Below are 24,287 nucleotides of genomic sequence, written 5' to 3'. Positions count from 1 at the left end.
TTCAGTAAGGAGGTGGACGAATCTGTTGTTCACTTTAGAAAGAGTAATAGGTGTTGTTATTGCTGTTGTGGTATTGGCTTCGCAATACGGGAGTCTATCGACATCAGAAAATTTCAAACGGGCTTACGAAGAAATAGTTGGCTCTCAGAGATTAAAGGAAGTAACACAAGAAGAGCAGATAAAGCAGATAAAGCAAGTAAAGCCAATGAAGCAAGAGGAACAAGAAAAACAACAGAAACAAGTTAAATCGGTTGCTCCTGCGCACATACGAATGACGGATATGCTTGAGCAGTATATAGAACTCCACCAGGAGAAAACAGTGAGCCGCGCAAAGCTGCTGAAGTATGTGAGGTGGGTAATTCAATATTCGAAGGATACGGATATCGATTCCGTCTGGATTCTGGCAATGATGTGGCAAGAGAGCCGGATGTTAGAGGAAAGTGTATCATCCCATGGAGCGATTGGTTTACTTCAGATTCTGCCTAGCACAGCGAAATCGTTTGGAGTGAGCCAACAGGAGCTACATCAGCCTGAAACGAATATCAGGACAAGTATTACCTACTTGGAATATCTTATGGATAAGTACGATGGGAATCTTCGTACAGCAATCATTGCGTACAATCAGGGAGAAGGCAACGTAGCTAAGGGAAAGGCTCGCCCCTGGTATTACAATCAAGTGAAGGAACACCATAACAAAATGCTTGAAATAATCAAAAAAGGTCTATGAACATCAGTTAACAATAGAATTTGAATATTACAATACCGTTTATCAATTTTACATAGGGAGATCCAAATGGGAAAATTTCCAGAACATATTAGTATGAATTTACAGGTAGATAAGAAGCATTACACAATGGATGACGTAGAAAATATTGAACGTTGTAAGCTCGATGAACATTTCCTCGGGGATTGCATTCTGGTCAATGAGAACCTGATTTGGCATTCCGTTCATAAGTATATAGGAAAGCCGGAAATGATTATTAAGAATCATTGTGTAGAAAAGGATGATATTCTACAACTGGGCCGTCTTGGATTTATCAAAGCGATTAGGGCATTTGATACCGGGCGTGGCGTAAAATTTAGCTCGTTTGCTGTCACTGCGATTGTCAGAGAAATTCGGTGTTTTCTAAGAGATAGTGCAAGCATTATTCGTCCAACTCGCACAGCTACGGAATTAATTAACCGAATTAATCGACTTGAACACGATATGGGCTACCTGCCACCAGCACATGAAATCGCACTGCTGTTGGATGAGGAGGAAGATAAGATCAACAAGGCACTTCAGGTGGGTAAAGGTGTGAAGTACCTTGATGAGCCTGTAGGTGCTGATGATCAACAAACTCAATCCGTGACGTTGATGGATACTATCTATAGTGGGGAGAACATTGAAGAAGGTATTCTGGATAAGTTATATGTTGATGCGGTCATTGATTCGGTCAAGCGCAAGCTTAGTGAGAAAGAAGTTACGGTTCTGAAGCATCGTGTAGACGGATTTAATCAAACTCAGACCGCAGATATGGAAGATATTAGCCAGATGAGAGTCTCCAGAATTATGCGAAAAGTGGCTAAAATGCTGAATAAACCGGATCAGGCGTAATCGTCATCACAGCCATTGATATTTTATATAATGTTTCATACATAACGTCCCTCTCGCTCCAAGCGTGAGGGATTTTTGCTGTTTTTGCCCTATGGGACATACTCCAAGTTGTCCGAACATAAGATAGTACAAGATTCCAAGCGACCCGGAGGAATGAATTGATGCGAAAAATAACGAAAGTTCTTGCATGCATGCTTATCCCTGTCTTCTTGCTGTCTTCCTTAGGGGTTACTCAAGCCCAGGCAACAATTCAAGGTCCGTCCACACATGCTCAAAGCGCTGCTCTCATCGATGTCACATCAGGGCGGATCTTATACAGCAAGGATGGGGATAAGGAACTGCGAATTGCCAGCTTGACCAAAATCATGACGGCGATCGTAGCGATTGAACACAGTAAGCTGGATGAGAAAGTGAAAGTGTCTCCCACGGCTTTTGCCAAAGAAGGATCGTCTCTCTATCTGAAGTTAGGTGAAGAGATGACACTCGAGAACATGTTGTACGGGCTAATGCTCCGTTCAGGCAATGACGCGGCTTCTGCGATCGCAGAGCATGTGGGGGGTTCGGAAGAAGGATTTGTGCTATTAATGAACAAAAAGGCAGAGCAAATCGGTCTGACGCACTCCCACTTTATGAACCCTCATGGACTGGATGCAGAAGGTCATTATTCTACAGCCAATGACTTGGCCAGATTAACTGCCTACGCGTTGCACAATCCGGTGTTCAAACGCATCGTGGCCACGGAGGACAAATCCGCACCGAACCCCAATGAAAGCTGGGAATACTCCTGGCACAACAAAAATAAAATGCTGCGGATGTATGAAGGTGCAGATGGTGTGAAAACCGGCTATACAAAAAAAGCTTTCAGATGTTTGGTCAGTTCGGCTACACGCAATGGACAGCAGCTCGCCGCGGTAACGCTGAACGATGGAAATGATTGGAACGATCATGCTCGGATGCTTGATTTTGGGTTTGAATACTTCCCATTGGTAGAGATTGCGCGGCAAGAACAGCTTGTGCAAAATACAGATGTCGTTACAGGCCGGGGATTCTGGTATCCACTTGCTGAGAGTGAGAAAAGTTCATTGACTAAAAAGTTGATTTTGCACGGAAATCGCGCCCAATCTGAAACGGAAGGGAATAAACAATCCACAGACCCTACATTTGGATTGGCAGGACGCATCGATATGCAACTTGACGGAAAACTTGTTGGCTCGATTCCAGTATATCGCAAAGGCAGTTTTATTCCTCCTGAACCAAAGACAGATGAAGCAACGATGGGGGGAATCGGAGACGTGTCTTCCTGGGCAGCAGCTTGGCGTGCCGTGTTAAGTCACCTGTTGTCTCCTTAGTAGAACCATCGTTGAAGGGAGGGTATAACCATTGATCAATTTAATTTGGCTACTAATGATCTTAATCGGATTTGCTTTTGCAGCCATCAACGGCAATATTGAGGTGGTCACGCAAGCCGCTTTTGATGGCGCGGCCACGGGAGTTACAGTATGTTTTGGACTGATCAGTGTGCTTGTGTTCTGGATGGGCATGATGAAAATGGCTGAGGATGCCGGTCTCCTGTCTCGGATTGCTAAGCTGCTCGGTCCCATTGTGGGCTTCCTGTTCCCCGATGTGCCCAAAAATCATCCGGCGATGGGTTATATTCTCTCCAATATGAGTGCCAATCTGCTGGGGCTAGGAAATGCGGCGACACCAATGGGAATCAAAGCCATGCAACAGCTGCAGGAGCTTAATCCGGATAAACAAACAGCTTCTCCAGCCATGTGCACCTTACTGGCTCTGAATACGGCCAGCATTACCATTATTCCAACAACGCTAATTGCCATCCGATTAAACTATCATTCCGCCAATGCTACAGAGATCGTGGGAACAACATTAATGGCTACCATTATCGCTACACTTGCTGCTATAATCGCCGATCGCTGGTATCGGAATAGGGCTTTACATAAACCGCCACGTATACAGAAAAGTGGCAAACCCGGCATGAAAGGATGAGTAGCTTTGTTAACCTTCATCAACTGGATCTCTGTCTGGGCCATCCCGGTTATTATCGCGTTTGTTCCATTATATGCGTTTACCAAAAAGGTCCCGGTTTACGAATCCTTTGTTGATGGGGCCAAGGATGGATTCTCTACTGCAATCAGTATTATCCCGCATCTCGTAGGCATGATGGTCGCAATCAGCGTATTTCGTGCCTCGGGTGCACTGGATTTTGTAATTAGTCTATTGGCTCCATTGGTGTCCTGGATGGGTGTTCCAGGCGAAGTGTTACCACTCGGAATACTGCGTCCTTTGACTGGGACAGGCTCCCTGGCGTTTACAACCGATCTGATCAAAACCCATGGCCCCGACTCCATGATTGGACGTATGGCATCTACGATTCAGGGGAGTACAGATACTACATTATATGTGCTGACTGTCTATTTCGGGGCTGTAGGCATAAGGAATGGTCGGTATGCACTCAAAGTAGGGTTGTTTTCCGATGTCGTTGGTTTTATTGCTGCCCTCGCCATTTGTTTGCTCGTTTTTGGTTAAAAGATATCTCCTTTCCTTCCGATATATTAGTTATGCTAGAATAATAGCGGAGGAGAGTGAGACATGCAGAAGAGTTGGAAACGAATGCTCCGTGTTGGAATGTCAGGTGTGCTTGCCATTGCAATGCTCGCTGGTTCAACGGGGCTGGCGGCGGCTCAAGCCGTTCAGACGATACATTTTACAGGTTACTTCGACAAACAGCTGCGTGCACAAATGGCAGTCACAGCGGATTCTTTCCCCGTCGTGAATGTACGTTTGGTCAAGCAGAATGAACCCGATATGGTATATTATGATATTGGTACCTCGATACTGATCTCGAAGGATGAAGTGCTCACGAATTACCATGTGGTTCAGAGTTATGCTGAACTGTCTGATGGTGATGAAGGCACACTGACTGTTGCGAGTCCGGGTTCCTTAGGTAAGCCTGTCAAGGCAAAGATTGTGAAGACAGATCCGGTGACAGACATGGCGCTGCTGAAGCTGGACAAGGAAATAGACGCCCAACCGGTCTCATTTGCAAACGCGAGGGATAACCAGGTTGTCTATACGATTGGATTCCCCAAAAATCCTGCTGGTGATCTGGTCATCCTGGATGAAGATTTTCCTTCAACCTACAATACGATAGCCAAAAGCAGAGTATTCAGTTCCCAAGCCTCGGATGTTCCGGGTAAAAAAGGAATCGGCAGTATTGTGAAATCCATGGCACAAGGTAATTCAGGTGGCCCTGTGCTGGACCAGAACAACCGGGTCATTGGTATGATGACATTTGTATACGGTGGACGCACCTATTATATTACTTCCAAAACATTGCAGTCTTTCATTAAGGACAGCGCTACGCCTGCCAAAAAACAGGTTGCAGTTGCCGGAAAAGTTTCCAATTAATTGGTTTGAGGTAAAGGCTTATCTTTACGCTATCTGTGTTGAACAGATCGTGCAAAGGTAGGCTTTTTTTTACGTGAATCTCAAAGGGGAAGTCAGCCTGAAATGGATATTCGTGTCGTCAGTTTACAAAATCCTTGGATTATCCTTGTGATTTCCTTGCGTGATGGGTATCATTAGTGTGAGGTGACATGACAAACATGGAAAGATTACAAAAAATTATCGCACAGGCAGGCATTGCATCCCGCCGTAAGAGCGAGGAACTAATCCTGTCCGGCAAAGTAGAAGTTAACGGGGAGGTCGTAACCGAACTGGGTACGAAAGCGAACCCCGAAGAGGATATGATTACGGTTAATGGAAAACCGATCCGCAGTGAGAAAAAAGTGTACTTGATGTTGAACAAGCCAAAAGGCGTAATCACAAGTGCATCTGACCCGGAAGGTCGGAAAATTGTATCCGACTACCTGAAAGGTGTCAAGGAACGTGTTTACCCTGTGGGTCGTCTGGATTATGACACAGAGGGCTTATTAATTCTGACCAATGATGGTGAGTTTGCACATTTGTTGACGCATCCGAAACATCACGTACCCAAAACGTATCACGCAACGGTCAAAGGTGTGCCGCATGGTTCGGCTCTGGAAAAATTAAAGACAGGCATTATGCTGGATGATGGCATGACTGCTCCTGCAGAGGTGGAGTACAAAGATGTGGATACAGCGGCCAATGAGTCGGTGATCTCCATTACGATCTATGAAGGGCGTAACCGTCAGGTTAGACGCATGTTCGAGGCGATCAACCATCCGGTAACCCGGTTGAAACGGATTTCGTTTGGTGGCATTTTGCTACAAAACCTGAAACGTGGTTTGACACGCAATCTGACCAAAGAGGAAGTTAACAACCTGATTACCCTCGCACAATCAGAACCAGCCAGAAAAATGAAAAAAAGGTAATGTGAGGACACATAATTTTCATAAAACCGCCGCAGTTTTGTGACGAAATTCGCTATAATTGTTCATAGGATGTTCACAGTTGTCCAGTTCAATAATATGCGAGTGTTAGAGTCACTTAAAAGGGGAGCAGCACATGGGGAAATCAAGAAGAACGGTGCAAATCGTCATTTTGACATTGATCCTCGTGTTGGGCGGATATGCGATTACGACATCGGTATCCGGCTCGAACGGCAAGCCAAAGGAAGGGGACAAGTCTCCTTCTTTTGAACTGCTGGGCCTGGATGGTCAAGTTCATACGTCTGACGAGTACAAAGGAAAAGCATTGGTGATCAATTTCTGGGGCACCTGGTGTGAACCTTGTGTTAAAGAAATGCCTGCACTTCAGGCACAAGCTGACAAATGGAAGGACAAGGGAGTACAATTTGTCGGAATTAATGTTGGAGAAGACCAGATGACCGTGGATAATTTTGTTCGGCAGGTTGGGGTTACATTTCCAATCATGTTAGACCGTGAGAAAAACTCGGTTCGTGATTTCGGGATCTCTCCGATGCCAACAACATTTTTTGTATCCGACACCGGCAAAATCTCTACGATTCATATCGGGCAACTTGATTTGGACACACTTGACACTCAAATTTCGCAACTGGCGAAGCAGCCCTGACAGGAGGTCTATTCGTGTTCCAAAATACCAAATGTGAGTGCGGACACCAAAATCCGGTTGGCACTGTACTATGTGAAGCATGTGGGAAACCACTACTGGAGTCTGAAGCTAAATCGAATGAAGTGCTGGAAATGCGTTACGATGGCATGGCGCGCCGTTCACAGCGCAGTAATCCCAACATCATTGATCGCATCTGGAACTTTTTTTCATCCGTCAAAATTGCTGTCTATATGATTGTGTTAACGCTTGTAGGCTCTATGCTTGGCACGATCTATCCGCAAGAAAGTACATTTCTAAATATTGATCCTTCCGTGTATTACAAAGAAACATACGGTCAGTTGGGTCATATCTATTATCTGTTGGGTTTATCCCATACATACGAATCCTGGTGGTTTATCTTGCTGTTGGTGCTGATTGGTGCATCATTGGTGATATGCAGTCTGGATCGCGTCCTACCGCTCTACAAAGCACTGAATAAACAGAAAATACGTAAACACACGCAATTTCTAACAAGACAGCGTCTGGTGTACCAAGGTCCTATCGAAGAGGCACCAGAAGACTGGATTAAGAAAGCGGTTACGCCGCTGAAAAAGAAAGGCTACCGCGTGCATACTCAGGGTGATGCTTTACTCGCCGAGAAACAGCGATTCAGTCGATGGGGCCCATATGTCATTCATATTGGACTCATTATATTTCTGCTGGCGGTGCTTGCACGAGGGCTGCCTGGCCTGAATCTGGATGAGCATGTTGCTTTTCCGGAAGGTGAGATCAAAAAGATACCGAATACGTCGATGTATCTGAAAAACGAACAGTTTAATGTTGAATTTTACAGTGAGGAAGAAGTACCGGAGCAATTCCGTAACCTGAACAAGACCGTTCCAAAACTGTTCGAAACAAAAGTTGTTTTGTATGAATGTACAGCAGATTGTTCGGATCTTTCAAAAAAACCTCAATTAGCTGAGGTGGCCAGACATGATGTTCGTGTGAATCATCCCTTAAATTATAACGGTCTGAAAGCATATCAGTTTGATTATGATCTAACACCCACCATTCGATCCGTAACGCCGGATCTGGTTAATACAAAGACTGGTGAAGTATATGGGGCGATTAAGATTGATATGGTCGATACCCAAAAAACATTTGAAGCGGGACCTTATGAACTGACCGTGAAGGAAAAGTTCATGGACTTTGGATTGGATGAGAATGGACAGCCCAAATCAATATCGCCTTCACCTAATGCACCTGCTTTTCTCTTTCTTATTAAGGGACCGAATCTGCCGGAAGAGGGGATACAATATCTTTATTTTGCGAAGCAGATTGATAAACAACGGTTTCAGCAGGATGCAATTAACCAACAGCTAATTGGAACAGAGATTCCTTTACAGTTGGAAGTGGACAGCATGGACAAGGTTGATATTATTCAATCCGTAAGTTATCTCAATATACGCGTAGATAAAGCAATGCCTTTTGTGTGGGTAGGAGCCGGCATTGTCATGTTGGGTCTGGTCATGGGTTTTTATTGGCATCATCGCCGCATCTGGATTCGTTTTGATGATCAACAGCTTACCTTGGGTGGACATACCAACAAAAACTGGTTTGGCTTCAGGCGTGAAGTGGCGGCTGTTTTGAAACAAATGAATTTGGAAGTGGAAGAGAAGTCGTTGGATAACGGGGGGAACCAAGCATGAATTTATTGGATTTCAGCAGCGACGCATTTATCGTAGCTTTCTTTCTCTATTGTGCCGCATTCTTTTTATATGGTGTTGCGGTAATGGGCAAAAAATGGAGCAATCGTGATCCTCTGGCGCACATGAATCGCTGGGGTAAACGAGCTTTCATTGCCTCGACTGTCGCTTTGGCGGCACATCTTGTATTCTTTGCAACCCGATGGGCTGGGGCAGGGCATATTCCTGTTAGTAACATGTACGAGTTCATGTCTTTTCTGTCCATGATGATCATGGTTGCATTTATCGTTGTATACGCGATATATCGGAAGTCGTTACTGGGTTTGTTTGCCTTACCACTTACCATCATTATAATGGCTTATGCCGCTGTATTTCCTCAGGAGGTACAACCGTTGATCCCGGCACTTCAGTCCATCTGGCTGAAAATTCACGTGACGTTGGCCGCACTTGGTGAAGCATTCTTCGCCGTGGGTTTTGCCGCAGGGTTCATGTATTTGCTCCGTACTGTTGATTTTAGTGGTAAGGACAAGTCTTCAAGACGTCAACGAGGATGGGTTGAATTCACCCTGGTTACGATCGTTGTCGTTATTGGATTTATAGGAACGGTATTTGCCTTTCGCGCAGCTGGCTATGAAGCGGTTTTTGTGCAGAAAACGGTCAGCATTGACACGCAGGTACAGGAAAATAGTACAATAGAGAAAGTGAATTATCGCATGCCTCCAATTTTTGCGCCATATAATAGCGAAGTGGAGAGCATGACACCGTTTCTTGGCATGAAAAAACCTTTACTTGAGACGCCTTCCTGGATGAACGGCGTAAATGCCGGGCGTAAGCTGAATACGGTGATTTGGTCACTTATTGTAGGTCTGATCCTGTATGGAATTGTACGACTTCTTGTGCGCAGACCCCTTGGACAAGCGTTACAGCCAATGATGGATGGAATCGATGCCGATGATCTGGATGAGATAAGTTATCGTGCGATTGCCATCGGTTTTCCAATATTTACACTGGGAGCATTAATCTTTGCCATGATCTGGGCTCAGATTGCCTGGAGTCGTTTTTGGGGTTGGGACCCCAAAGAGGTGTGGGCGTTAATTACATGGCTATATTATAGTGTGTATCTGCATTTGCGTTTATCCAGAGGTTGGCAAGGTCAAAAGTCTGCATGGCTTGCGGTTCTTGGTTTCCTGGTTGTCATGTTTACGCTGGTTGGGGTGAATCTGATCATTGCCGGATTGCATTCGTACGCTGGAGCGGACTAGGACAGACTCGTCTTGCAAAGGTTGGATTTAGAAACGGGAAACACAAACGTACCTTTTTATTGAAGGGTATTCAAATATTGTTCGCCAGATCGAACATAATAGAAGTGATCAGGAGTTATTGCAAAGGGGCTGGAGAGGCATGGCTGAACATGAGAATCGAATACTGGTCGTGGATGACGAAGAGAGAATCCGCAGACTTTTGAAAATGTATCTCGAAAAAGAAGGTTATGAAATTGATGAAGCTGAGGATGGGGAAGCTGCGCTGCGTAAAGCAACAGCAGGGGACTACGGACTGATTTTGCTTGATGTGATGTTACCGGGTATGGATGGAGTTGAAGTGTGTACCCGTCTTCGTCAGGTGAAATCAACGCCGGTTTTGATGCTCACTGCAAAAGGTGAAGAGATTAACCGGGTTCAAGGCTTCGAAGTTGGCGCTGATGACTACGTAGTAAAACCATTCAGTCCGCGTGAAGTGATTTATCGTGTCAAAGCGATTTTGCGTCGATCTTCCGCGACAGCTTATCTCTCGAAGGAGAGCAATTCGAGTAATAACATCGTGTTCCCACATTTGGTTATTGAGCATGATGCCCACCGGGTCACGGCTGGTGGTGAAGAGATTAGCCTTACACCAAAAGAATATGAATTGTTGCACTACCTGGCAACATCTCCCGACAAAGTGTTCTCCAGAGAAGAATTGCTCAAAGATGTATGGAACTACGAGTTCTTTGGCGATCTTCGTACCGTGGATACGCATGTGAAGCGTCTTCGCGAGAAACTTAACAAGGTATCGCCAGAGTCGGCGGCCATGATTACGACGGTGTGGGGTGTCGGTTATAAACTGGAAGTACCGAAGTAGTTTAAGTTTCTGGAGATCGCTGGTCGGGAAGTTATGGATCACTATTATCTGCCTTGTGGGTTGTGTACTTATAGCGCTGGGTCTTTTTTTGCTGCCCTACATTGATACGAACTTTGCAGAATCCGAGTCCAGAGATATTAAACGGTTGTTCACCTATATCTGTATTATCGGATTCAGTTTAACTACCTTTTTTGCATTGTTCCTATTCACCAAAATAACGCAGCCTATGCAGCAATTGATTCAGGCAGCCAATGCGATTCGCAAAGGCAACTACGGAACACGTCTCTCCCTGGTAACGAGTGATGAGATTGGTGAATTGGCCAATACTTTTAATCATATGGCTGCCCAACTGGAAGATAATATTCGAAACCTTAACCATGAGAAGGAACATTTGGCTAGTGTGCTTCGAAGCATGACCGATGCGGTGGTTACATTTGATGGTGAAGGCAAAGTTATTCTGACGAATCCGCCAGGAGAGAAGATCATGCAGACTTGGTATGATCTGGATTGGGCGAAAGTGGACGAAGGAAAAGATTCTGAACAGTTTGACAAGTCTTCACGTGATGTACCTGAGCCCCTTCTTCCATTGTTCAGAATGGTGATGGAGCAAGGTGGGGATCAGAACTCCAATGTTCATGTACAGCAAGGCGTTTGGTCTGTCCAGATGGCACCGCTGTATGCTGACAGTGTTGTCAGAGGCGCTGTGGCTGTCTTGAGAGATGTAACAGAAGAAGTGCGTTTGGAGAAAATGCGGCGTGATTTTGTGGCTAATGTATCTCATGAAATACGAACTCCGCTATCCATGATGCAAGGTTACAGTGAAGCCCTACTGGACGGTATGGCAACCTCACCGGAAGAGAGCGAAGAACTTATCCAGGTTATTCATGATGAGTCCCTGCGAATGGGCAGATTGGTCAAAGACCTGCTTGATCTGGCTCGGATGGAAGCTGGACACACGGACATGGTGATGAAGGAAGTTGACCTTGGGGAACTACTTGAGCGTGTATACCGGAAGTTCTCAGTGCGGTCGAAAGAACAGGGAATTCAACTGCACTTCGAATGTGAACAGCCAACCATTGAACTTCAACAGGCAGATGAGGATCGACTTGAGCAAGTCTTTACGAATTTGCTGGATAATGCCTTCAGGCATACGCCGACTGGCAAAAATGTAATGATCTCGGCAGAGCGGGTCACTTATCTTCGTGCGCCATTCGTTAGAGTTTCAGTGAAGGATCAGGGTGTAGGTATCCCTTCATCCGACTTGCCATTTATTTTCGAACGATTCTACAAAGCAGACAAGGCTCGTGTTCGGGGAGAAAGTGTAGGTACAGGGCTTGGGTTAGCGATTGTGAAAAATATTGTTGATGCGCATCAAGGCATGATTACCGTCAACAGTGTGCTTGGCGAAGGAACAGAGTTTATTTTACAATTTCCCTTGGATTCATCGAAATAGCCTGATTTCATACAAAAAGTGCGGAAACACCCTCTTACGGAGGGTGTTTTTTGTTGAAGAGTACCGTTTAATCTTGTTCATCGTGGAACATGATTTTTTTTTATTTTTGACTTAAAAGAGTGTCCAAGATAATTTTCCTTCCTATGTTACATAAGCTTGAAAAGCAAGCAAGATAGAGGAGGATTGAGTTAAGCATGTCCGATGATCGAAAAAGGGTCAATATTAAAGCTTTTCTGGAAGGCAGATCTTTTAGAGCGGGCTCTCCGTTTATTCCCATAACCACTAAAGAACAGGAGCAATTTGAATCCATACTGCGTTCTCTCGCTGTGACTATTCCAGCTGCACTCGGCCAGCCGACTTCAGCCAATATACTAGCATTACAGAATGGATTACGCCCGTTACTTACATTTGTAAATGAATCCGGATTTCGTGCCGGGGTAAAAGCAGAATTACAAGCAGTACTGGAATTAACGATTGCAGGCTCAGAGGTTATTCCTGTTCCTTTAATTAATCTCGCAGGTAACTTGCAACATTTACTAGATGATTTATTGAGTGTGACGTTACTTCTTGAAGTGCCACCTGTAGAAAAAGATAAATTCGTAGGGTTAATCCGTTCGATATCGTTATCCTTAAGTCGGGCGACGACAACTCTTGGAAACGGAGGAGCTACCGGACCAACTGGCCCACAGGGAGTTCCAGGAGTACCAGGTGTTCCGGGTGTTCCCGGGGTGAAAGGTGCTACTGGACCGGCAGGAGGAATTGGACCAATCGGCCCAGTAGGACCAGTTGGCCCACAGGGAGCACAGGGTCCGGCAGGAGCACCTGGTATAGGTTTAAACAATATTACCGGATATGATCCAGCACTTGGACCGACATATGCTCAGGGTCAGGTAGTAAGCTATGAGGGGAATCTTTATGTTGCTAATGTAAACGGTCCGTTGGGTATACCCGGGAGTTCCCCGGATTACACTCTTTTGTTGGCGGGAGGAACGACCGGAGCTACAGGAGCAACCGGAGCTGGTTTAACGGGTGCATTAGCATTTGATCTAGCGCTTGCCCCGGGTTATCCAGCCGGTCAGATAATTACGTATAACGGGAGTACGTACATTACAAGTGTTGCCAGTCCTCTAGGAACACCGGGAACTTCGTCAGATTATACATTAATTGCGGCTGCAGGGGACACCGGTGCAACTGGTGTAGGCCTAACTGGAATAACTTCTTTTGATCCGGCTCAATCCCCGACATATCCAACCGGTCAGGTTGTTACGTACAACGGGAGTACTTATATTACGAATGTTGCAAGTCCTGGAGGAGTACCAGGAAGCTCCCCGGATTACACGCTGCTTGCGGCTGCGGGAGACACGGGTGTAGGAACGACAGGAGCAACCGGGGCCACAGGCGTAGGTTTAAGTGGTATCGTGCCATTCGATCCGGCATTAGCACCAACCTATCCCGCTGAACAGATCATCACATTTGGGGGAAGTACTTATATTACCAATGTGGCATCACCAACAGGTACACCCGGCAGTTCACCAGATTATACACTGCTAGCAGGTTCTGGAGTTACAGGTTCGACTGGAGCTACGGGCATAGGCCTTGATGGTGCAGTTACGTTTGACCCTGCAGTAGCTCCAACGTATCCAACCGGTCAGGTTGTTACCTTAAATGACAGTACGTATATAACAAATGTGGCTTCTCCTGCGGGTACTCCAGGGACTTCGCCAGACTATACATTGCTTGCAGGAGCAGGACCTACAGGAGCCACAGGTGCCTCAGGTGTAACGGGAGCAACCGGGGCAGGACTAACAGGCATTTTGCCATTCGATCCAGCCGTGGCTCCAACATATTCAGTTGGTCAGGTTGTAACGTTTAACGGGAGTACGTATATTGCCAATGTAGCTGCACCAACGGGAACGCCGGGTACATCGCCGGATTATACGTTGCTTGCAGGCGCAGGAGCGACGGGAGTTACCGGAGCCACCGGAGTTGGGGTAACGGGAAGTACCGGCGTTACAGGGACTTCAGGTGTAACGGGAGCGACAGGTGCAGGTTTGAGTGGTATCGTACCATTCGACCCAGCGGTAGCCCCAACGTACCCAGTGGGTCAGGTTGTAACGTTCAATGGCAGTACGTATATTGCCAATGTAGCCTCACCAACGGGAACGCCGGGCACGTCGCCAGATTATACGTTGCTTGCAGGCGCAGGAGCGACGGGAGTTACCGGAGCCACCGGAGTTGGGGTAACGGGAAGTACCGGCGTTACAGGGACTTCAGGTGTAACGGGAGCGACAGGTGCAGGTTTGAGTGGTATCGTACCATTCGACCCAGCGGTAGCCCCAACGTACCCAGTGGGTCAGGTTGTAACGTTTAACGGGAGTACGTATATCGCGAATGTGGCATCACCAACGGGCACGCCGGGCACGTCGCCAGATTATACGTTGCTTGCAGGCGCAGGAGCGACGGGAGTTACCGGAGCCACCGGAGTTGGGGTAACGGGAAGTACCGGCGTTACAGGGACTTCAGGTGTAACAGGAGCGACAGGCGTAGGTTTGAGTGGCCTCGTGCCATTTGATCCAGCCGTAGCCCCAACGTATCCAGCGGGTCAAGTAGTAACGTTTAATGGCAGTACGTATATATCCAATCTTGCATCTCCAACGGGCACACCGGGTACATCACCAGATTACACATTAATTGCGGGTGCGGGAGCAACAGGTGTGACAGGTGCAACGGGAGCTGGAGTGACAGGGAATACCGGAGCAACGGGTGTTACGGGTGCAGGACTCACGGGAGTGGTGCCGTTCGATCCAGCAGTTGCGCCGACGTATCCAGTCGGTCAGGTCGTAACGTTTAATGGAAGTACGTATATCGCGAATGTGGCATCACCAACGGGAACGCCAGGGACTTCACCGGATTTTACGTTGCTCGCGGGCGCAGGGGCAACGGGTGTTACGGGAGCCACAGGAGTTGGCGTAACCGGCAGTACTGGAGACACAGGGGCATCCGGTGCAACTGGGGAAACAGGAGCGACGGGAACGGCAGGGCTAACCGGAGTCACTGGTGGAACAGGAGCAACAGGTATAACGGGGGCCACTGGAGTCGGCGTAACAGGAAGTACCGGAGAAACGGGTGTCACTGGTGAAACAGGAGCGACAGGTGTGACTGGAGCCACGGGAGTCGGCATAACGGGAAGTACGGGAGTAACGGGAGCCACTGGTGAGACAGGAGTGACAGGGTTAACTGGAGCAACAGGAGTTGGCATAACAGGAAGTACCGGGTCAACGGGTGCGACAGGGATAACGGGAGCCACAGGAGTTGGTGTAACGGGAAGCACTGGACCAAGGGGTGCCACTGGTGAAACAGGAGCGACAGGTGTGACTGGAGCCACGGGAGTCGGCATAACGGGAAGTACGGGAGTAACGGGAGCCACTGGTGAAACAGGAGCGACAGGGTTAACTGGAGCAACAGGAGTCGGCATAACAGGAAGTACCGGGTCAACGGGTGCGACAGGGGAAACAGGAGCGACAGGGATAACCGGAGCCACAGGAGTTGGTGTAACGGGAAGCACTGGACCAGCGGGTGTCACTGGTGAAACAGGAGCGACAGGTGTGACTGGAGCCACGGGAGTCGGCATAACGGGAAGTACGGGAGTAACGGGAGCCACTGGTGAGACAGGAGCGACAGGGTTAACTGGAGCAACAGGAGTTGGCATAACAGGAAGTACCGGGTCAACGGGTGCCACTGGTGAGACAGGAGCGACAGGGTTAACTGGAGCAACAGGAGTTGGCATAACAGGAAGTACCGGGTCAACGGGTGCCACTGGTGAGACAGGAGCGACAGGGTTAACTGGAGCAACAGGAGTTGGCATAACAGGAAGTACCGGGTCAACGGGTGCCACTGGTGAAACAGGAGCGACAGGGATAACCGGAGCCACAGGAGTTGGCATAACAGGAAGCACTGGACCAACGGGTGCAACTGGTGAAACAGGAGCAACAGGGATAACCGGAGCCACAGGAGTTGGTGTAACGGGAAGCATTGGACCAACGGGTGCCACTGGTGAAACAGGAGCGACAGGGATAACCGGAGCCACAGGAGTTGGTATAACGGGAAGCACTGGACCAACGGGTGCGACAGGGGAAACAGGAGCGACAGGGATAACCGGGGCCACAGGAGTCGGCATAACAGGAAGTACCGGTATAACGGGTGCTACTGGTGAAACGGGAGTAAGTGGAGTAACGGGTCTTGCAGGGGCGACCGGAACGACTGGGGTTACAGGAGCTACAGGTACAACCGGACCAACGGGTGTCACTGGTGAAACAGGAGCCACAGGAGTCGGCGTAACGGGAAGTACGGGAGTAACGGGCGCGACTGGGGGAACAGGAGCGACAGGTATAACCGGAGCCACGGGAGTCGGCATAACAGGAAGTACCGGACCAACGGGTGCGACTGGTGAAACAGGAGCTACCGGTGCAACCGGAACATCTGTAACATCTAACTCTGCTTTTGCTGAGAACACTAATGGTACGATTGTTGTAATATTGGGAGGTACACTCGTTCCATTGCCGAATAACCAAAATATCGGCACAGGTATAACCGTCAATGGGACAAATGACACCTTCACACTTGCCAATGCAGGTCGTTACTACATCTCATACAAAATAAATCTGACAGCTGCACTTGCTATTCAATCTCGGGTTTTACTTAATGGTACAGCTATTCCAGCGAGTGTAGTATCTCCAGCACTTTCTCTCAGTCAGCTTCAGTCTGACTTTATGGTTACCGTTACAGCTGGTTCAACAATACAGTTACAATTATTCGGGCTTGTTGGCACAGCTATTCTTTCTCCTCCAGGATCTACACTAAATATTATTCAGTTAAGTTAATCGTCTGATAACGTCTTAAGATGAATCACTAATGGGCAAAAGAAGAGGGACTCATTACGGGATTGGTGCATCAGAATCCAGAGAAACCCAAATCGTTTTTATAACTCGGGTTTCTCTTTCTTTCCAGATAGTGGTCAATCAAACAACAGGTGTTTGGGGCAACCGAAAGTGCACGGCCAGAAGTATCACTCACCATTATCAAATTTAACTTGAAAATGTAAATGAAAACTTCATTTAATTCGCGACAAAAAAAGGCGGAACCATGATGGTCCCGTCTTTTCTTTTACATTTATAATACGTATGATTATTCCAGCACGATTTCAACAGCAGTATTGATCTCAGGCAGCGCAGCAAGCTGCACAAGCACGTCTTTTGGCACAGCTTTATCTACGGTCAGAATCATGATGGCTGCACCACCAATAATCTTACGTCCAACCTGCATGGATGCGATGTTGACATCGTTTTGTCCAAGCAGTGTTCCTACACGACCGATAATACCTGGCTTATCGTTATGTGAGATCAAGATTTGATGACTTTCCGGAGCGATATCTACCGGGAATTTGTCCAGACGAACGATACGTTCTCCATAACCTGCAAGCAATGTACCTGCTACACGGCGTTCCTCAGCATCCTGAGTTGTAACCAATGTTACAGTAATCAGGTTAGTGAATCCTTTGGTTGCAGAGGTTTGGCTTACAACCACATTCAGATCACGGATTTTGGCCAAATGCATGGAGTTGACGATGTTGGCTTCCCCACCCAAATGTCTGGCGAGAATACCCTTCACAATGTAACGCGTAAGAGGCGATGTATCTACTTCAGAAAGTTCGCCAGCATAGTCGATTCGGATCTCCTGCACTGCATTTTGTGTAATCTGTGCTGCAAAACTTCCCAATGTTTCACCCAATTTGAAATAAGGCTGCAATTTGTTCATTACGGTTGGTGCAACAGCCGGCATGTTAACTGCGTTCTTGAAAGGTTCATTGCGCAGAATGTGAAGAACCTGTTCAGAAACGTCAATTGCCACGTTTTCTTGTGCCTCAACAGTCGATGCACCCAAGTGAGGTGTGACGATGATGCTAGGGTGATTCAGGAATGGATGGTCCTGAGCAGGTGGTTCACTTTCAAATACATCAAATGCTGCTCCAGCAACAATGCCTTCGTCAATTGCTTCCACAAGTGCCATCTCGTCAACTACACCACCACGAGCACAGTTGATGATACGCATGCCTTTTTTCATAACTTCGAATTGTGGACGTGAAATCATGTGCCGTGTTTCCGGTGTTAATGGCGTATGAACGGTCATGAAGTCCGCATTACGAATGATATCATCTACACTAGCCAGCTTCACTTGCAGCTTCTCGGCACGCTCCTCCGTCAGGAACGGGTCGTATGCAAGGATGTCCATTCCGAATGCTTTGGCGCGTTTGGCAACTTCACTACCGATTCGTCCCATACCCAGTACACCTAGCGTTTTATTTCTTAATTCCACACCCAGGAAGGTTTTACGATCCCACGTACCCTGAATAGTCTTGGCGTATGCCTGAGGAATGTGTCGTGCCAATGCCATCATCATGGCAAACGTATGCTCACAGGTTGTGATGGTATTGCCATCAGGTGCATTAATAACGATGATCCCGCGCTGTGTAGCAGCTTCCAGATCAATGTTATCTACACCAACACCTGCACGTCCAATCACTTTAAGGTTGGTACCCGCCGTCATAATACGATCTGTAACACGAGTCTGGCTACGAACCAAGAGGGCATCATAATCACCAATAATGGCAACAAGTTCATCTTCACTAAGACCGGTTTTCTTCTCAACAACAACATCATTTGCATCCACCAGTTGCTGGATACCGAGATCACTGATTGGGTCCGACACTAACACTTTGTACATGGTTTCTTCCTCCTTAGGTATGTGTATCTATATCGTCAAGGTTTGACCTCAGGGAAGAGGTATTCCTTAAAACCAGATTGATTCTTCCGCCCAACAACGCGGTGTCGCAACAGAGGGGGAAGGTGAAGCAAATAGAGTGATTCCACAGATATCCATTAAAATAAATCAAAAAACTCTCAATCCACATACTGCTTGCGCAATAAGGGACGAGAGTTGTCGTGGTACCACCCTAATTCACCGCCGTTTCGCAACGACAGTCTTAGCGGTCAATGAAGACCGAAGAGGATAACGGGTCTAAACCGATTGCACCTACTCCAATTTCAATGCAATAACTCAGGAGCGCTCAAGACCATTTGCCTGCCACCGATTCACACCAACCATCGGCTCTCTGTAAGACGAAGCAACGTCTTTTTTCCATCATCGTGTTTAACGTGACTAATTTTTTCATAATGTATCATGGCTGACATGAGCATGTCAATAGGCTTAAATGTTTTAAATTGTTTCGCAGATGGCTTTCGCTTCTTACCTATACCAAGACACCATAAGCAATGCATTCCTTATTCTATCTACTACAAGAAGATGGAATGTAAGCTGTTTGGTGAATCGGATTTTACTGCTATAATGAAGTAATGTCACTGACGCAAAACCAGGACTTGGGGCAGGCCTTGAACCTATTTGGTTTTTTGGCTATGATTTAGTATACTATCCGATTGGACAACGTAATTGTTATCCATCAAATTTAACTCAAGAGGACAGACGCATCCGATGAAAAAATTCAAGTTTCCCAAGTTCAAGATTCAGAAGGCTGAGCCACAGCAGCTCACCGAGCGTTTGCTTTTAATCAATCTATACTTTACTCAAGGTCTGACACTGATTATCGGAGTTGTGTGGGTCTTATTGCAAAAACGAAACTTGTTAGATGTACTCGCATGGCCTGACAATTACCAATTTGTATGGTGGGGTCTTGGTCTTGCTGGCATTATGCTTGTTATGGACTTGGTACTGTCGTATGTTATACCTCAGGATAGCATGGATGACGGTGGAATTAACGAGATGTTGTTCCGTGGACGTCCGATCTGGCACATTGTATGTATAGCAGCCATTGTTGCTGTGTGTGAGGAATTATTATTCCGTGGAGCCATTCAACATGCCATCGGTCCTTACTGGACAAGTATTTTATTTGCAGTTATCCACATTCGTTATTTGCGCCACTGGATTCCAACAGGCTGGGTGTTTGTCTCAAGTTATGGATTGGGTTGGATTTACCTGCAATCCGGCACATTATGGGCGCCTATATTATGTCACTTTATTATTGATTTGGTGTCCGGATTAGCGATACGTTTTCGGAGGGGATCATGAATCAGCCATTAAGTAGAATGAAGACATATGGCAGTCAGCGCCATCGTCAATCGGATAAAAAAGAGACATCCGAGCGAGAGATGGCTTCTCAAGTAAGCATCGTTGCTGAAACAGCAGCAGCTGCTGAGGTTGGCGGAATTACACCAATTACTTCCGTTACTTTACCTAGATCACAGCGCAAGCCTTATACAGAAAAGCTGGAAAGTCCAGTACTTCCTCAAAGGGCACCATCACGCTCCAAAAAAACGCCAAAATCGACAGAAGAATCGATCCCCGAAGCGGGTTCGCTTCCTACACGGACAGAATTACATCCTTCACGTCGTTTAAAATTGAGCAAGAGGTTTGTCAATTCACTCATTTTTATTTTTGTCATGCTAACGATTAGTCTGGTTTGGTGGGGAGTAAAAGGGGCCCCCGCTCTGAATACGTTCCTTCCCTTGCCGTGGTAATGTTATTACTCGCAGGATTAATCATTTTGATTGGAATTTTGCTACTCTCTCATATGTGGCGTCAAGCCCATGTTCATCAATTGATTGAAGAAGAGGTCGATGTTCCTCATCTGCCAACATCCTTTGATGGGGCCATGATTTTGTATGTATCCGACACTCATAAGCGCAAGCTAAAGCAGAAGGATCTGGCAAACTTTAAAAACAAGGTGGACTGGGTTCTGATCGGTGGGGATGTTGCGGAAAGAGGAATCTCATGGTCTCTAGTAAGACATAATATGAAACTCTTATCGAACATTGCTCCTTCTTTTACCGTGTATGGCAACCATGACAAGCGGGCTGGTACCACTCAACTTGCTCGTATTCTTCAGCAATCGGGCGTTCAGCTCTTGCAGGATAATGTGGAATATCTGCAAAGGGGCAACGACAGATTAAGCCTGATCGGTATAGATTATCGTTCCAGACAGGGCGATGAATTGTTAGAGCAGATCGGCGACAGTTTTTGCAAAATTGCGATTGTTCATGATCCTTTGCAGGCCCTTCGCTTGGAGCAAAATGCAGATCTTATTTTAAGTGGTCATACACATGGCGGGCAATTGGTATTACCATTTTTTGGACCCGTTTTCCTTAGTAAAGCGTATCGTCCCATATCGAATGGGTGGTACTCCCTGAAGCGCAATCCGGAGGACGTTCATCGAGAAGGTAAAATGCTGGTCAGCAGAGGATACGGTACGAATCATCTTCCTCTCCGACTAGGTTGTCCTGCGGAGATGCATATCATCACATTAAGAGTGCCCGCGGAAAAAGCACTCACAGAGAAACAGCCTTGATCCATTGGATTAAGGCTGTTTAACTTTTGATGCGAGAAATAAGGATTTAACGAGCTTCCAATTCGATTGCACGCGGATCGACAAATGCGTAGCCTTTCTTTTCGAGCTTGGTCAGCAACTCATCCAATGCTTCAACCGTCCATGGCAATTCATGCATCAAAATATTACTTCCTGGATTTAACTGGTCCATTACATTTTGAATGACTTTTTCCGGTTTGTCTTTGGTGCTTTTATCCCAATCAAGGGAACCATTAGACCATGTCATATATAACATGCCATTTTTCTTCACAGCAGCTTTCAGTGCATCATTACCCGATCCAAAAGGTGGGCGGAAGAATTGCGGTTCTTCACCAATGGTATCCTTCACTATTTTTTGGACATCTGTAACCTGTTTTGCCGCTTCAGCATTAGACATTTTTTTGAGATCCTCATGATCCCAGGCATGATTGCCTACAATCTGACCCCGTTCGTGGATAAGTTTGAGCAATTCCGGATGACTTTTCACCCGATATCCATTGACGAAAAATATCGCTTTGGCGTTGTGTTTATCAAGAGTGTCGATTAGTGAGGTAATCATTTTTTCTTCTTTAGGTCCATCATCAAACGTTAACAAGACCACTTTGCTTTGGCTTGTATCATCGTTCGGTTTAATATAATAATTTTCATTCATATGATAGGTCTTTTCCACTTTCTCTTCTGAAGAAACCTTCCCCGAAGATTCGGTTTCTTCTTCAGTCACAGTTGTATCATTCGCTGGGAGTTCAGGGGCACTGGTTCCGGATTCTCCTGTTTCAGCCGGGTTAGAATTACTTTGTTCTTCTTGAATCGTGGTGGATTCGCCTGCTGATGTGGAATTTTCTGATGTTTTTTCTTCGGCTACCCCACAGGCTGACAGCAGCAAACTTGCAGCAATAATCAGGGAGGCTGTATGTCTGAACATGATTTCAACTCGCTTTCCTGTATTTATGCGGAATGAGATTGCTCACTACCGCAAACACTAAATATGATTTTAACACTTGAAGGAGGTTGGTGTAATGAAGACGTCATCCTTTTTTTGGGGCATTGTGATTGGTGTTGCAGCCAGTTCATGGCTGTCCAAAGGCAAATTGCCCATGATGTCATCGGGTTCATCACGAAACATGATGGATCAGGCAAAACATAAGATGATGGAGATGACTTTCCCGGGTATGGATGGGTTCACAAGCAAGCAAAATCAACATGGTGAATCACACAAAAATCCAGTGGCAAAGAGCGCAAGAGCAATCACACCACAGGAAAAAGAAGCGAATATGAGTATGCTCAAAGATTTTATTCGCACTAATCCAGATGTGAAGCATGAAGTTGAGCAAATTTTAAGCCAAACAAACACAACAGTACCGGGTTTATAAACCAAAACCTCCAATTAGAATCATCCACAGTCTTGATTGGCTGTGGAATGATTCTTTTTTTGTCGATTTTACTTCGTGCATTTAGAGGTATAAAATGATAACATAACTACATAGATTTATTTTCAGCACATATTGTTTTGTGCTTCATAATCTGTTATAAGACTTGCTTATAAAGGGGAGATCCTGTATGAAAATAGAACGACTAAGTCACGATAAGATACGGATTTTCCTGACCTTTGACGATCTGAGCGAGCGCGGAATACAAAAAGAAGATATGTGGCAGGAAATACCTAAGGTTCATGAACTGTTCACTGAAATGATGGATCAGGCCTATTCCGAACTTGGATTTGATGCCACGGGTCCACTCGCTGTCGAAGTATTCGCACTTCCCGCTCAAGGGATGGTTGTCATTGTCACACGTGGAAAATATGATCCGCAACAATATGGTTCAGGTCATGAAGATGATCTTCCTGAAGAAGTATATGAAATGGAAGTTACACTCGAGCAAAGCGATTCCATCGTCTATGCGTTCAAGGACTTTGAAGTGCTCATTGAAGCTGCACATATGTTGCGTCAGCATGTTACGGATGCTGGGAGACTTTATTCTTATAAAGACAAGTGGTTCTTGCATTTGGAGCCAGATGAGGTTGATTCCACCAAACATGCGGCATTGATTGCCTTGCTTGCTGAATTTGGTGAAGGCTCCTCAGTGACTCCGGCAGTTATGGAAGAGTATGGTAAAGTTGTTATTCCTGCACAAGCGATTGATGTTATCTGCACCCACTTCAAACGCCAGGATTAATCTCTAGTTGTAATCGCGTCTTTAGTCAGAGGAGGGAATTTCGGTGCTTTTGTTTTCGGTCTTAGCGGCAGCAGTTGCTCCGGGTCTCGCCTTGTTAACATACTTTTACCTGAAAGACCGTTATGATTATGAGCCACTTCATATGGTATTGCGAGTGTTCCTCATGGGAATTCTCATGGTATTGCCAGTGATGATCATTCAGCGTGGCATGATGATGTGGCTCGGAGATAATCCTTATGTTGAGTCCATTCTGATCTCAGGTGGCGTGGAAGAATTCATCAAATGGTTCGTGCTTTATCATATCATCTACAATCACACCGAATTTGATGAACCGTATGACGGGATCTTATATGCAGTTGCTGTCTCGCTTGGATTTGCCACAGTTGAGAATGTGTTGTATGCCTTTGCGGGGAATGCATCCGTCTCAGCTATGTTTCTCCGGGCGTTGCTTCCTGTATCAGGGCACGCTATGTTTGCGGTAATCATGGGTTATTACATGGGCAAGGCCAAGTTTATCGGTGGCAAGAAAAAGCGGTGGTACCTGGTTCTTTCCCTTGTGTTACCTTTTTTCTGGCATGCGTTATACGATGTCATCATGAACACCATGGTGAATTATTGGTTATGGTTTATAGCGCCGCTAATGGCGGGCCTGTGGTATGGGGCAATGGGTAAAATCACACGTGCCAATAACCGTTCTCCTTTTCGTTTTGTGAAGCGGGAGGAAGAGGTTAAATTATAAAAATACGGACACACTGGTGGACATAAAGCGCATATTGCGCCTATGGCTCCGGT

Annotated in this window: 21 protein-coding genes and 1 other annotated feature; of the genes, 19 read left to right on the top strand and 2 right to left on the bottom strand. The window is 46.3% G+C overall.

Translation table 11 applies throughout. From position 1 onward, the window contains the following. Positions 1-25 precede the first annotated feature (25 nt). The 13 genes from NLBNIHML_RS06425 (at position 26) to NLBNIHML_RS06365 (ending at position 16,770) form a co-directional block, all read left to right on the top strand. Positions 26-727 carry a lytic transglycosylase domain-containing protein gene (locus NLBNIHML_RS06425; protein WP_494354035.1) on the top strand — a complete coding sequence of 234 codons (702 nt, stop codon included), beginning with the start codon at positions 26-28 and terminating at the stop codon, positions 725-727. 66 nt (positions 728-793) lie between these two features. Next, positions 794-1,597, top strand: coding sequence for a sigma-70 family RNA polymerase sigma factor (locus tag NLBNIHML_RS06420; protein WP_339235284.1), 804 nt, complete (start codon positions 794-796; stop codon positions 1,595-1,597). A gap of 161 nt (positions 1,598-1,758) precedes the next feature. Continuing rightward, a complete protein-coding gene (locus tag NLBNIHML_RS06415; RefSeq protein WP_494354034.1) occupies positions 1,759-2,946 on the top strand; it encodes a D-alanyl-D-alanine carboxypeptidase family protein in 1,188 nt (395 codons plus the stop codon). A 31-nt stretch (positions 2,947-2,977) separates the two neighbouring features. Continuing rightward, positions 2,978-3,604, top strand: coding sequence for a nucleoside recognition domain-containing protein (locus NLBNIHML_RS06410; RefSeq protein ID WP_339235281.1), 627 nt, complete (start codon positions 2,978-2,980; stop codon positions 3,602-3,604). Between the two features lie 6 nt (positions 3,605-3,610). Next, positions 3,611-4,144 carry a spore maturation protein gene (locus NLBNIHML_RS06405; RefSeq protein ID WP_062835224.1) on the top strand — a complete coding sequence of 178 codons (534 nt, stop codon included), beginning with the start codon at positions 3,611-3,613 and terminating at the stop codon, positions 4,142-4,144. Positions 4,145-4,207: 63 nt separating this feature from the next. Continuing rightward, positions 4,208-5,026: a S1 family peptidase gene (locus NLBNIHML_RS06400; RefSeq protein WP_494354033.1), complete on the top strand. Its 819-nt coding sequence runs from the start codon at positions 4,208-4,210 to the stop codon at positions 5,024-5,026. A gap of 197 nt (positions 5,027-5,223) precedes the next feature. Continuing rightward, the gene (locus NLBNIHML_RS06395) at positions 5,224-5,973 is read left to right on the top strand and encodes a pseudouridine synthase (protein ID WP_124116190.1); all 750 of its coding nucleotides are present in this window, start codon (positions 5,224-5,226) and stop codon (positions 5,971-5,973) included. 133 nt (positions 5,974-6,106) lie between these two features. Next, on the top strand, positions 6,107-6,634 hold the full coding sequence (locus NLBNIHML_RS06390; protein WP_494354032.1) for a redoxin family protein: 528 nt from the start codon (positions 6,107-6,109) through the stop codon (positions 6,632-6,634). A 14-nt stretch (positions 6,635-6,648) separates the two neighbouring features. After that, complete coding sequence (gene resB, locus NLBNIHML_RS06385) at positions 6,649-8,322, top strand: cytochrome c biogenesis protein ResB (protein WP_339235270.1); 1,674 nt, start codon at positions 6,649-6,651, stop codon at positions 8,320-8,322. After that, entirely contained in the window at positions 8,319-9,581 is a 1,263-nt protein-coding gene (gene ccsA / locus NLBNIHML_RS06380) for a cytochrome c biogenesis protein CcsA (protein ID WP_339235269.1), read from the top strand. The genes resB and ccsA overlap by 4 nt, the downstream gene beginning before the upstream one ends. 139 nt (positions 9,582-9,720) lie before the next feature. Next, complete coding sequence (locus NLBNIHML_RS06375; RefSeq protein ID WP_494354031.1) at positions 9,721-10,437, top strand: response regulator transcription factor; 717 nt, start codon at positions 9,721-9,723, stop codon at positions 10,435-10,437. A gap of 55 nt (positions 10,438-10,492) precedes the next feature. Next, on the top strand, positions 10,493-11,890 hold the full coding sequence (locus NLBNIHML_RS06370) for an ATP-binding protein (protein WP_339243132.1): 1,398 nt from the start codon (positions 10,493-10,495) through the stop codon (positions 11,888-11,890). A 194-nt stretch (positions 11,891-12,084) separates the two neighbouring features. Next, positions 12,085-16,770, top strand: coding sequence for a BclA C-terminal domain-containing protein (locus NLBNIHML_RS06365; RefSeq protein ID WP_494354030.1), 4,686 nt, complete (start codon positions 12,085-12,087; stop codon positions 16,768-16,770). 304 nt (positions 16,771-17,074) lie between these two features. On the opposite strand, the gene serA is transcribed toward NLBNIHML_RS06365, so the two are convergent. Next, positions 17,075-18,670: a phosphoglycerate dehydrogenase gene (gene serA, locus NLBNIHML_RS06360; protein WP_253438670.1), complete on the bottom strand. Its 1,596-nt coding sequence runs from the start codon at positions 18,668-18,670 to the stop codon at positions 17,075-17,077. A 199-nt stretch (positions 18,671-18,869) separates the two neighbouring features. Then, positions 18,870-19,100, bottom strand: a binding site (T-box leader). 335 nt (positions 19,101-19,435) lie between these two features. Between serA and NLBNIHML_RS06355 the strand changes: the two genes are divergently transcribed. From NLBNIHML_RS06355 to NLBNIHML_RS06345, 3 genes are read left to right on the top strand one after another with little or no spacing between them, the layout of a single operon-like run. Further along, positions 19,436-20,029 carry a CPBP family intramembrane glutamic endopeptidase gene (locus NLBNIHML_RS06355; RefSeq protein WP_494354029.1) on the top strand — a complete coding sequence of 198 codons (594 nt, stop codon included), beginning with the start codon at positions 19,436-19,438 and terminating at the stop codon, positions 20,027-20,029. Beyond that, positions 20,026-20,478 (top strand): hypothetical protein, encoded by a 453-nt coding sequence (locus NLBNIHML_RS06350; protein WP_494354028.1) that lies wholly within the window; start codon positions 20,026-20,028, stop codon positions 20,476-20,478. Before NLBNIHML_RS06355 ends, NLBNIHML_RS06350 begins: the two co-directional genes overlap by 4 nt. 26 nt (positions 20,479-20,504) lie before the next feature. Then, positions 20,505-21,305: a metallophosphoesterase gene (locus NLBNIHML_RS06345; RefSeq protein ID WP_494354027.1), complete on the top strand. Its 801-nt coding sequence runs from the start codon at positions 20,505-20,507 to the stop codon at positions 21,303-21,305. A 46-nt stretch (positions 21,306-21,351) separates the two neighbouring features. Here NLBNIHML_RS06345 and NLBNIHML_RS06340 read toward each other — a convergent pair whose 3' ends face one another. After that, positions 21,352-22,245 carry a polysaccharide deacetylase family protein gene (locus tag NLBNIHML_RS06340; RefSeq protein WP_339256155.1) on the bottom strand — a complete coding sequence of 298 codons (894 nt, stop codon included), beginning with the start codon at positions 22,243-22,245 and terminating at the stop codon, positions 21,352-21,354. 94 nt (positions 22,246-22,339) lie between these two features. Here NLBNIHML_RS06340 and NLBNIHML_RS06335 point away from each other — a divergent pair, with 94 nt between their 5' ends. The 3 genes from NLBNIHML_RS06335 (at position 22,340) to prsW (ending at position 24,234) form a co-directional block, all read left to right on the top strand. Continuing rightward, complete coding sequence (locus NLBNIHML_RS06335) at positions 22,340-22,693, top strand: hypothetical protein (RefSeq protein ID WP_339235257.1); 354 nt, start codon at positions 22,340-22,342, stop codon at positions 22,691-22,693. Positions 22,694-22,880: 187 nt separating this feature from the next. Beyond that, positions 22,881-23,495 (top strand): genetic competence negative regulator, encoded by a 615-nt coding sequence (locus tag NLBNIHML_RS06330; protein ID WP_076209900.1) that lies wholly within the window; start codon positions 22,881-22,883, stop codon positions 23,493-23,495. Positions 23,496-23,538: 43 nt separating this feature from the next. Then, entirely contained in the window at positions 23,539-24,234 is a 696-nt protein-coding gene (prsW, locus tag NLBNIHML_RS06325; RefSeq protein WP_339235254.1) for a glutamic-type intramembrane protease PrsW, read from the top strand. Positions 24,235-24,287: the final 53 nt, after the last annotated feature.

This window comes from Paenibacillus sp. JNU01, from assembly GCF_059130585.1.
The sequence above is the reverse complement of the archived record's forward strand: the minus strand, read 5'-3'. Positions and strand labels throughout refer to the sequence as shown.

Coding starts and splice junctions, on each gene's coding strand:
- ccsA (WP_339235269.1), top strand. CDS start 8,319: ATGAATTTATTGGATTTCAGCAGCGACGCATTTATCGTAGCTTTCTTT.
- NLBNIHML_RS06365 (WP_494354030.1), top strand. CDS start 12,085: ATGTCCGATGATCGAAAAAGGGTCAATATTAAAGCTTTTCTGGAAGGC.
- NLBNIHML_RS06350 (WP_494354028.1), top strand. CDS start 20,026: ATGAATCAGCCATTAAGTAGAATGAAGACATATGGCAGTCAGCGCCAT.
- NLBNIHML_RS06335 (WP_339235257.1), top strand. CDS start 22,340: ATGAAGACGTCATCCTTTTTTTGGGGCATTGTGATTGGTGTTGCAGCC.
- NLBNIHML_RS06395 (WP_124116190.1), top strand. CDS start 5,224: ATGGAAAGATTACAAAAAATTATCGCACAGGCAGGCATTGCATCCCGC.
- NLBNIHML_RS06375 (WP_494354031.1), top strand. CDS start 9,721: ATGGCTGAACATGAGAATCGAATACTGGTCGTGGATGACGAAGAGAGA.
- NLBNIHML_RS06340 (WP_339256155.1), bottom strand. CDS start 22,245: ATGTTCAGACATACAGCCTCCCTGATTATTGCTGCAAGTTTGCTGCTG.
- NLBNIHML_RS06390 (WP_494354032.1), top strand. CDS start 6,107: ATGGGGAAATCAAGAAGAACGGTGCAAATCGTCATTTTGACATTGATC.
- NLBNIHML_RS06400 (WP_494354033.1), top strand. CDS start 4,208: ATGCAGAAGAGTTGGAAACGAATGCTCCGTGTTGGAATGTCAGGTGTG.
- NLBNIHML_RS06330 (WP_076209900.1), top strand. CDS start 22,881: ATGAAAATAGAACGACTAAGTCACGATAAGATACGGATTTTCCTGACC.
- NLBNIHML_RS06355 (WP_494354029.1), top strand. CDS start 19,436: ATGAAAAAATTCAAGTTTCCCAAGTTCAAGATTCAGAAGGCTGAGCCA.
- NLBNIHML_RS06415 (WP_494354034.1), top strand. CDS start 1,759: ATGCGAAAAATAACGAAAGTTCTTGCATGCATGCTTATCCCTGTCTTC.
- NLBNIHML_RS06420 (WP_339235284.1), top strand. CDS start 794: ATGGGAAAATTTCCAGAACATATTAGTATGAATTTACAGGTAGATAAG.
- serA (WP_253438670.1), bottom strand. CDS start 18,670: ATGTACAAAGTGTTAGTGTCGGACCCAATCAGTGATCTCGGTATCCAG.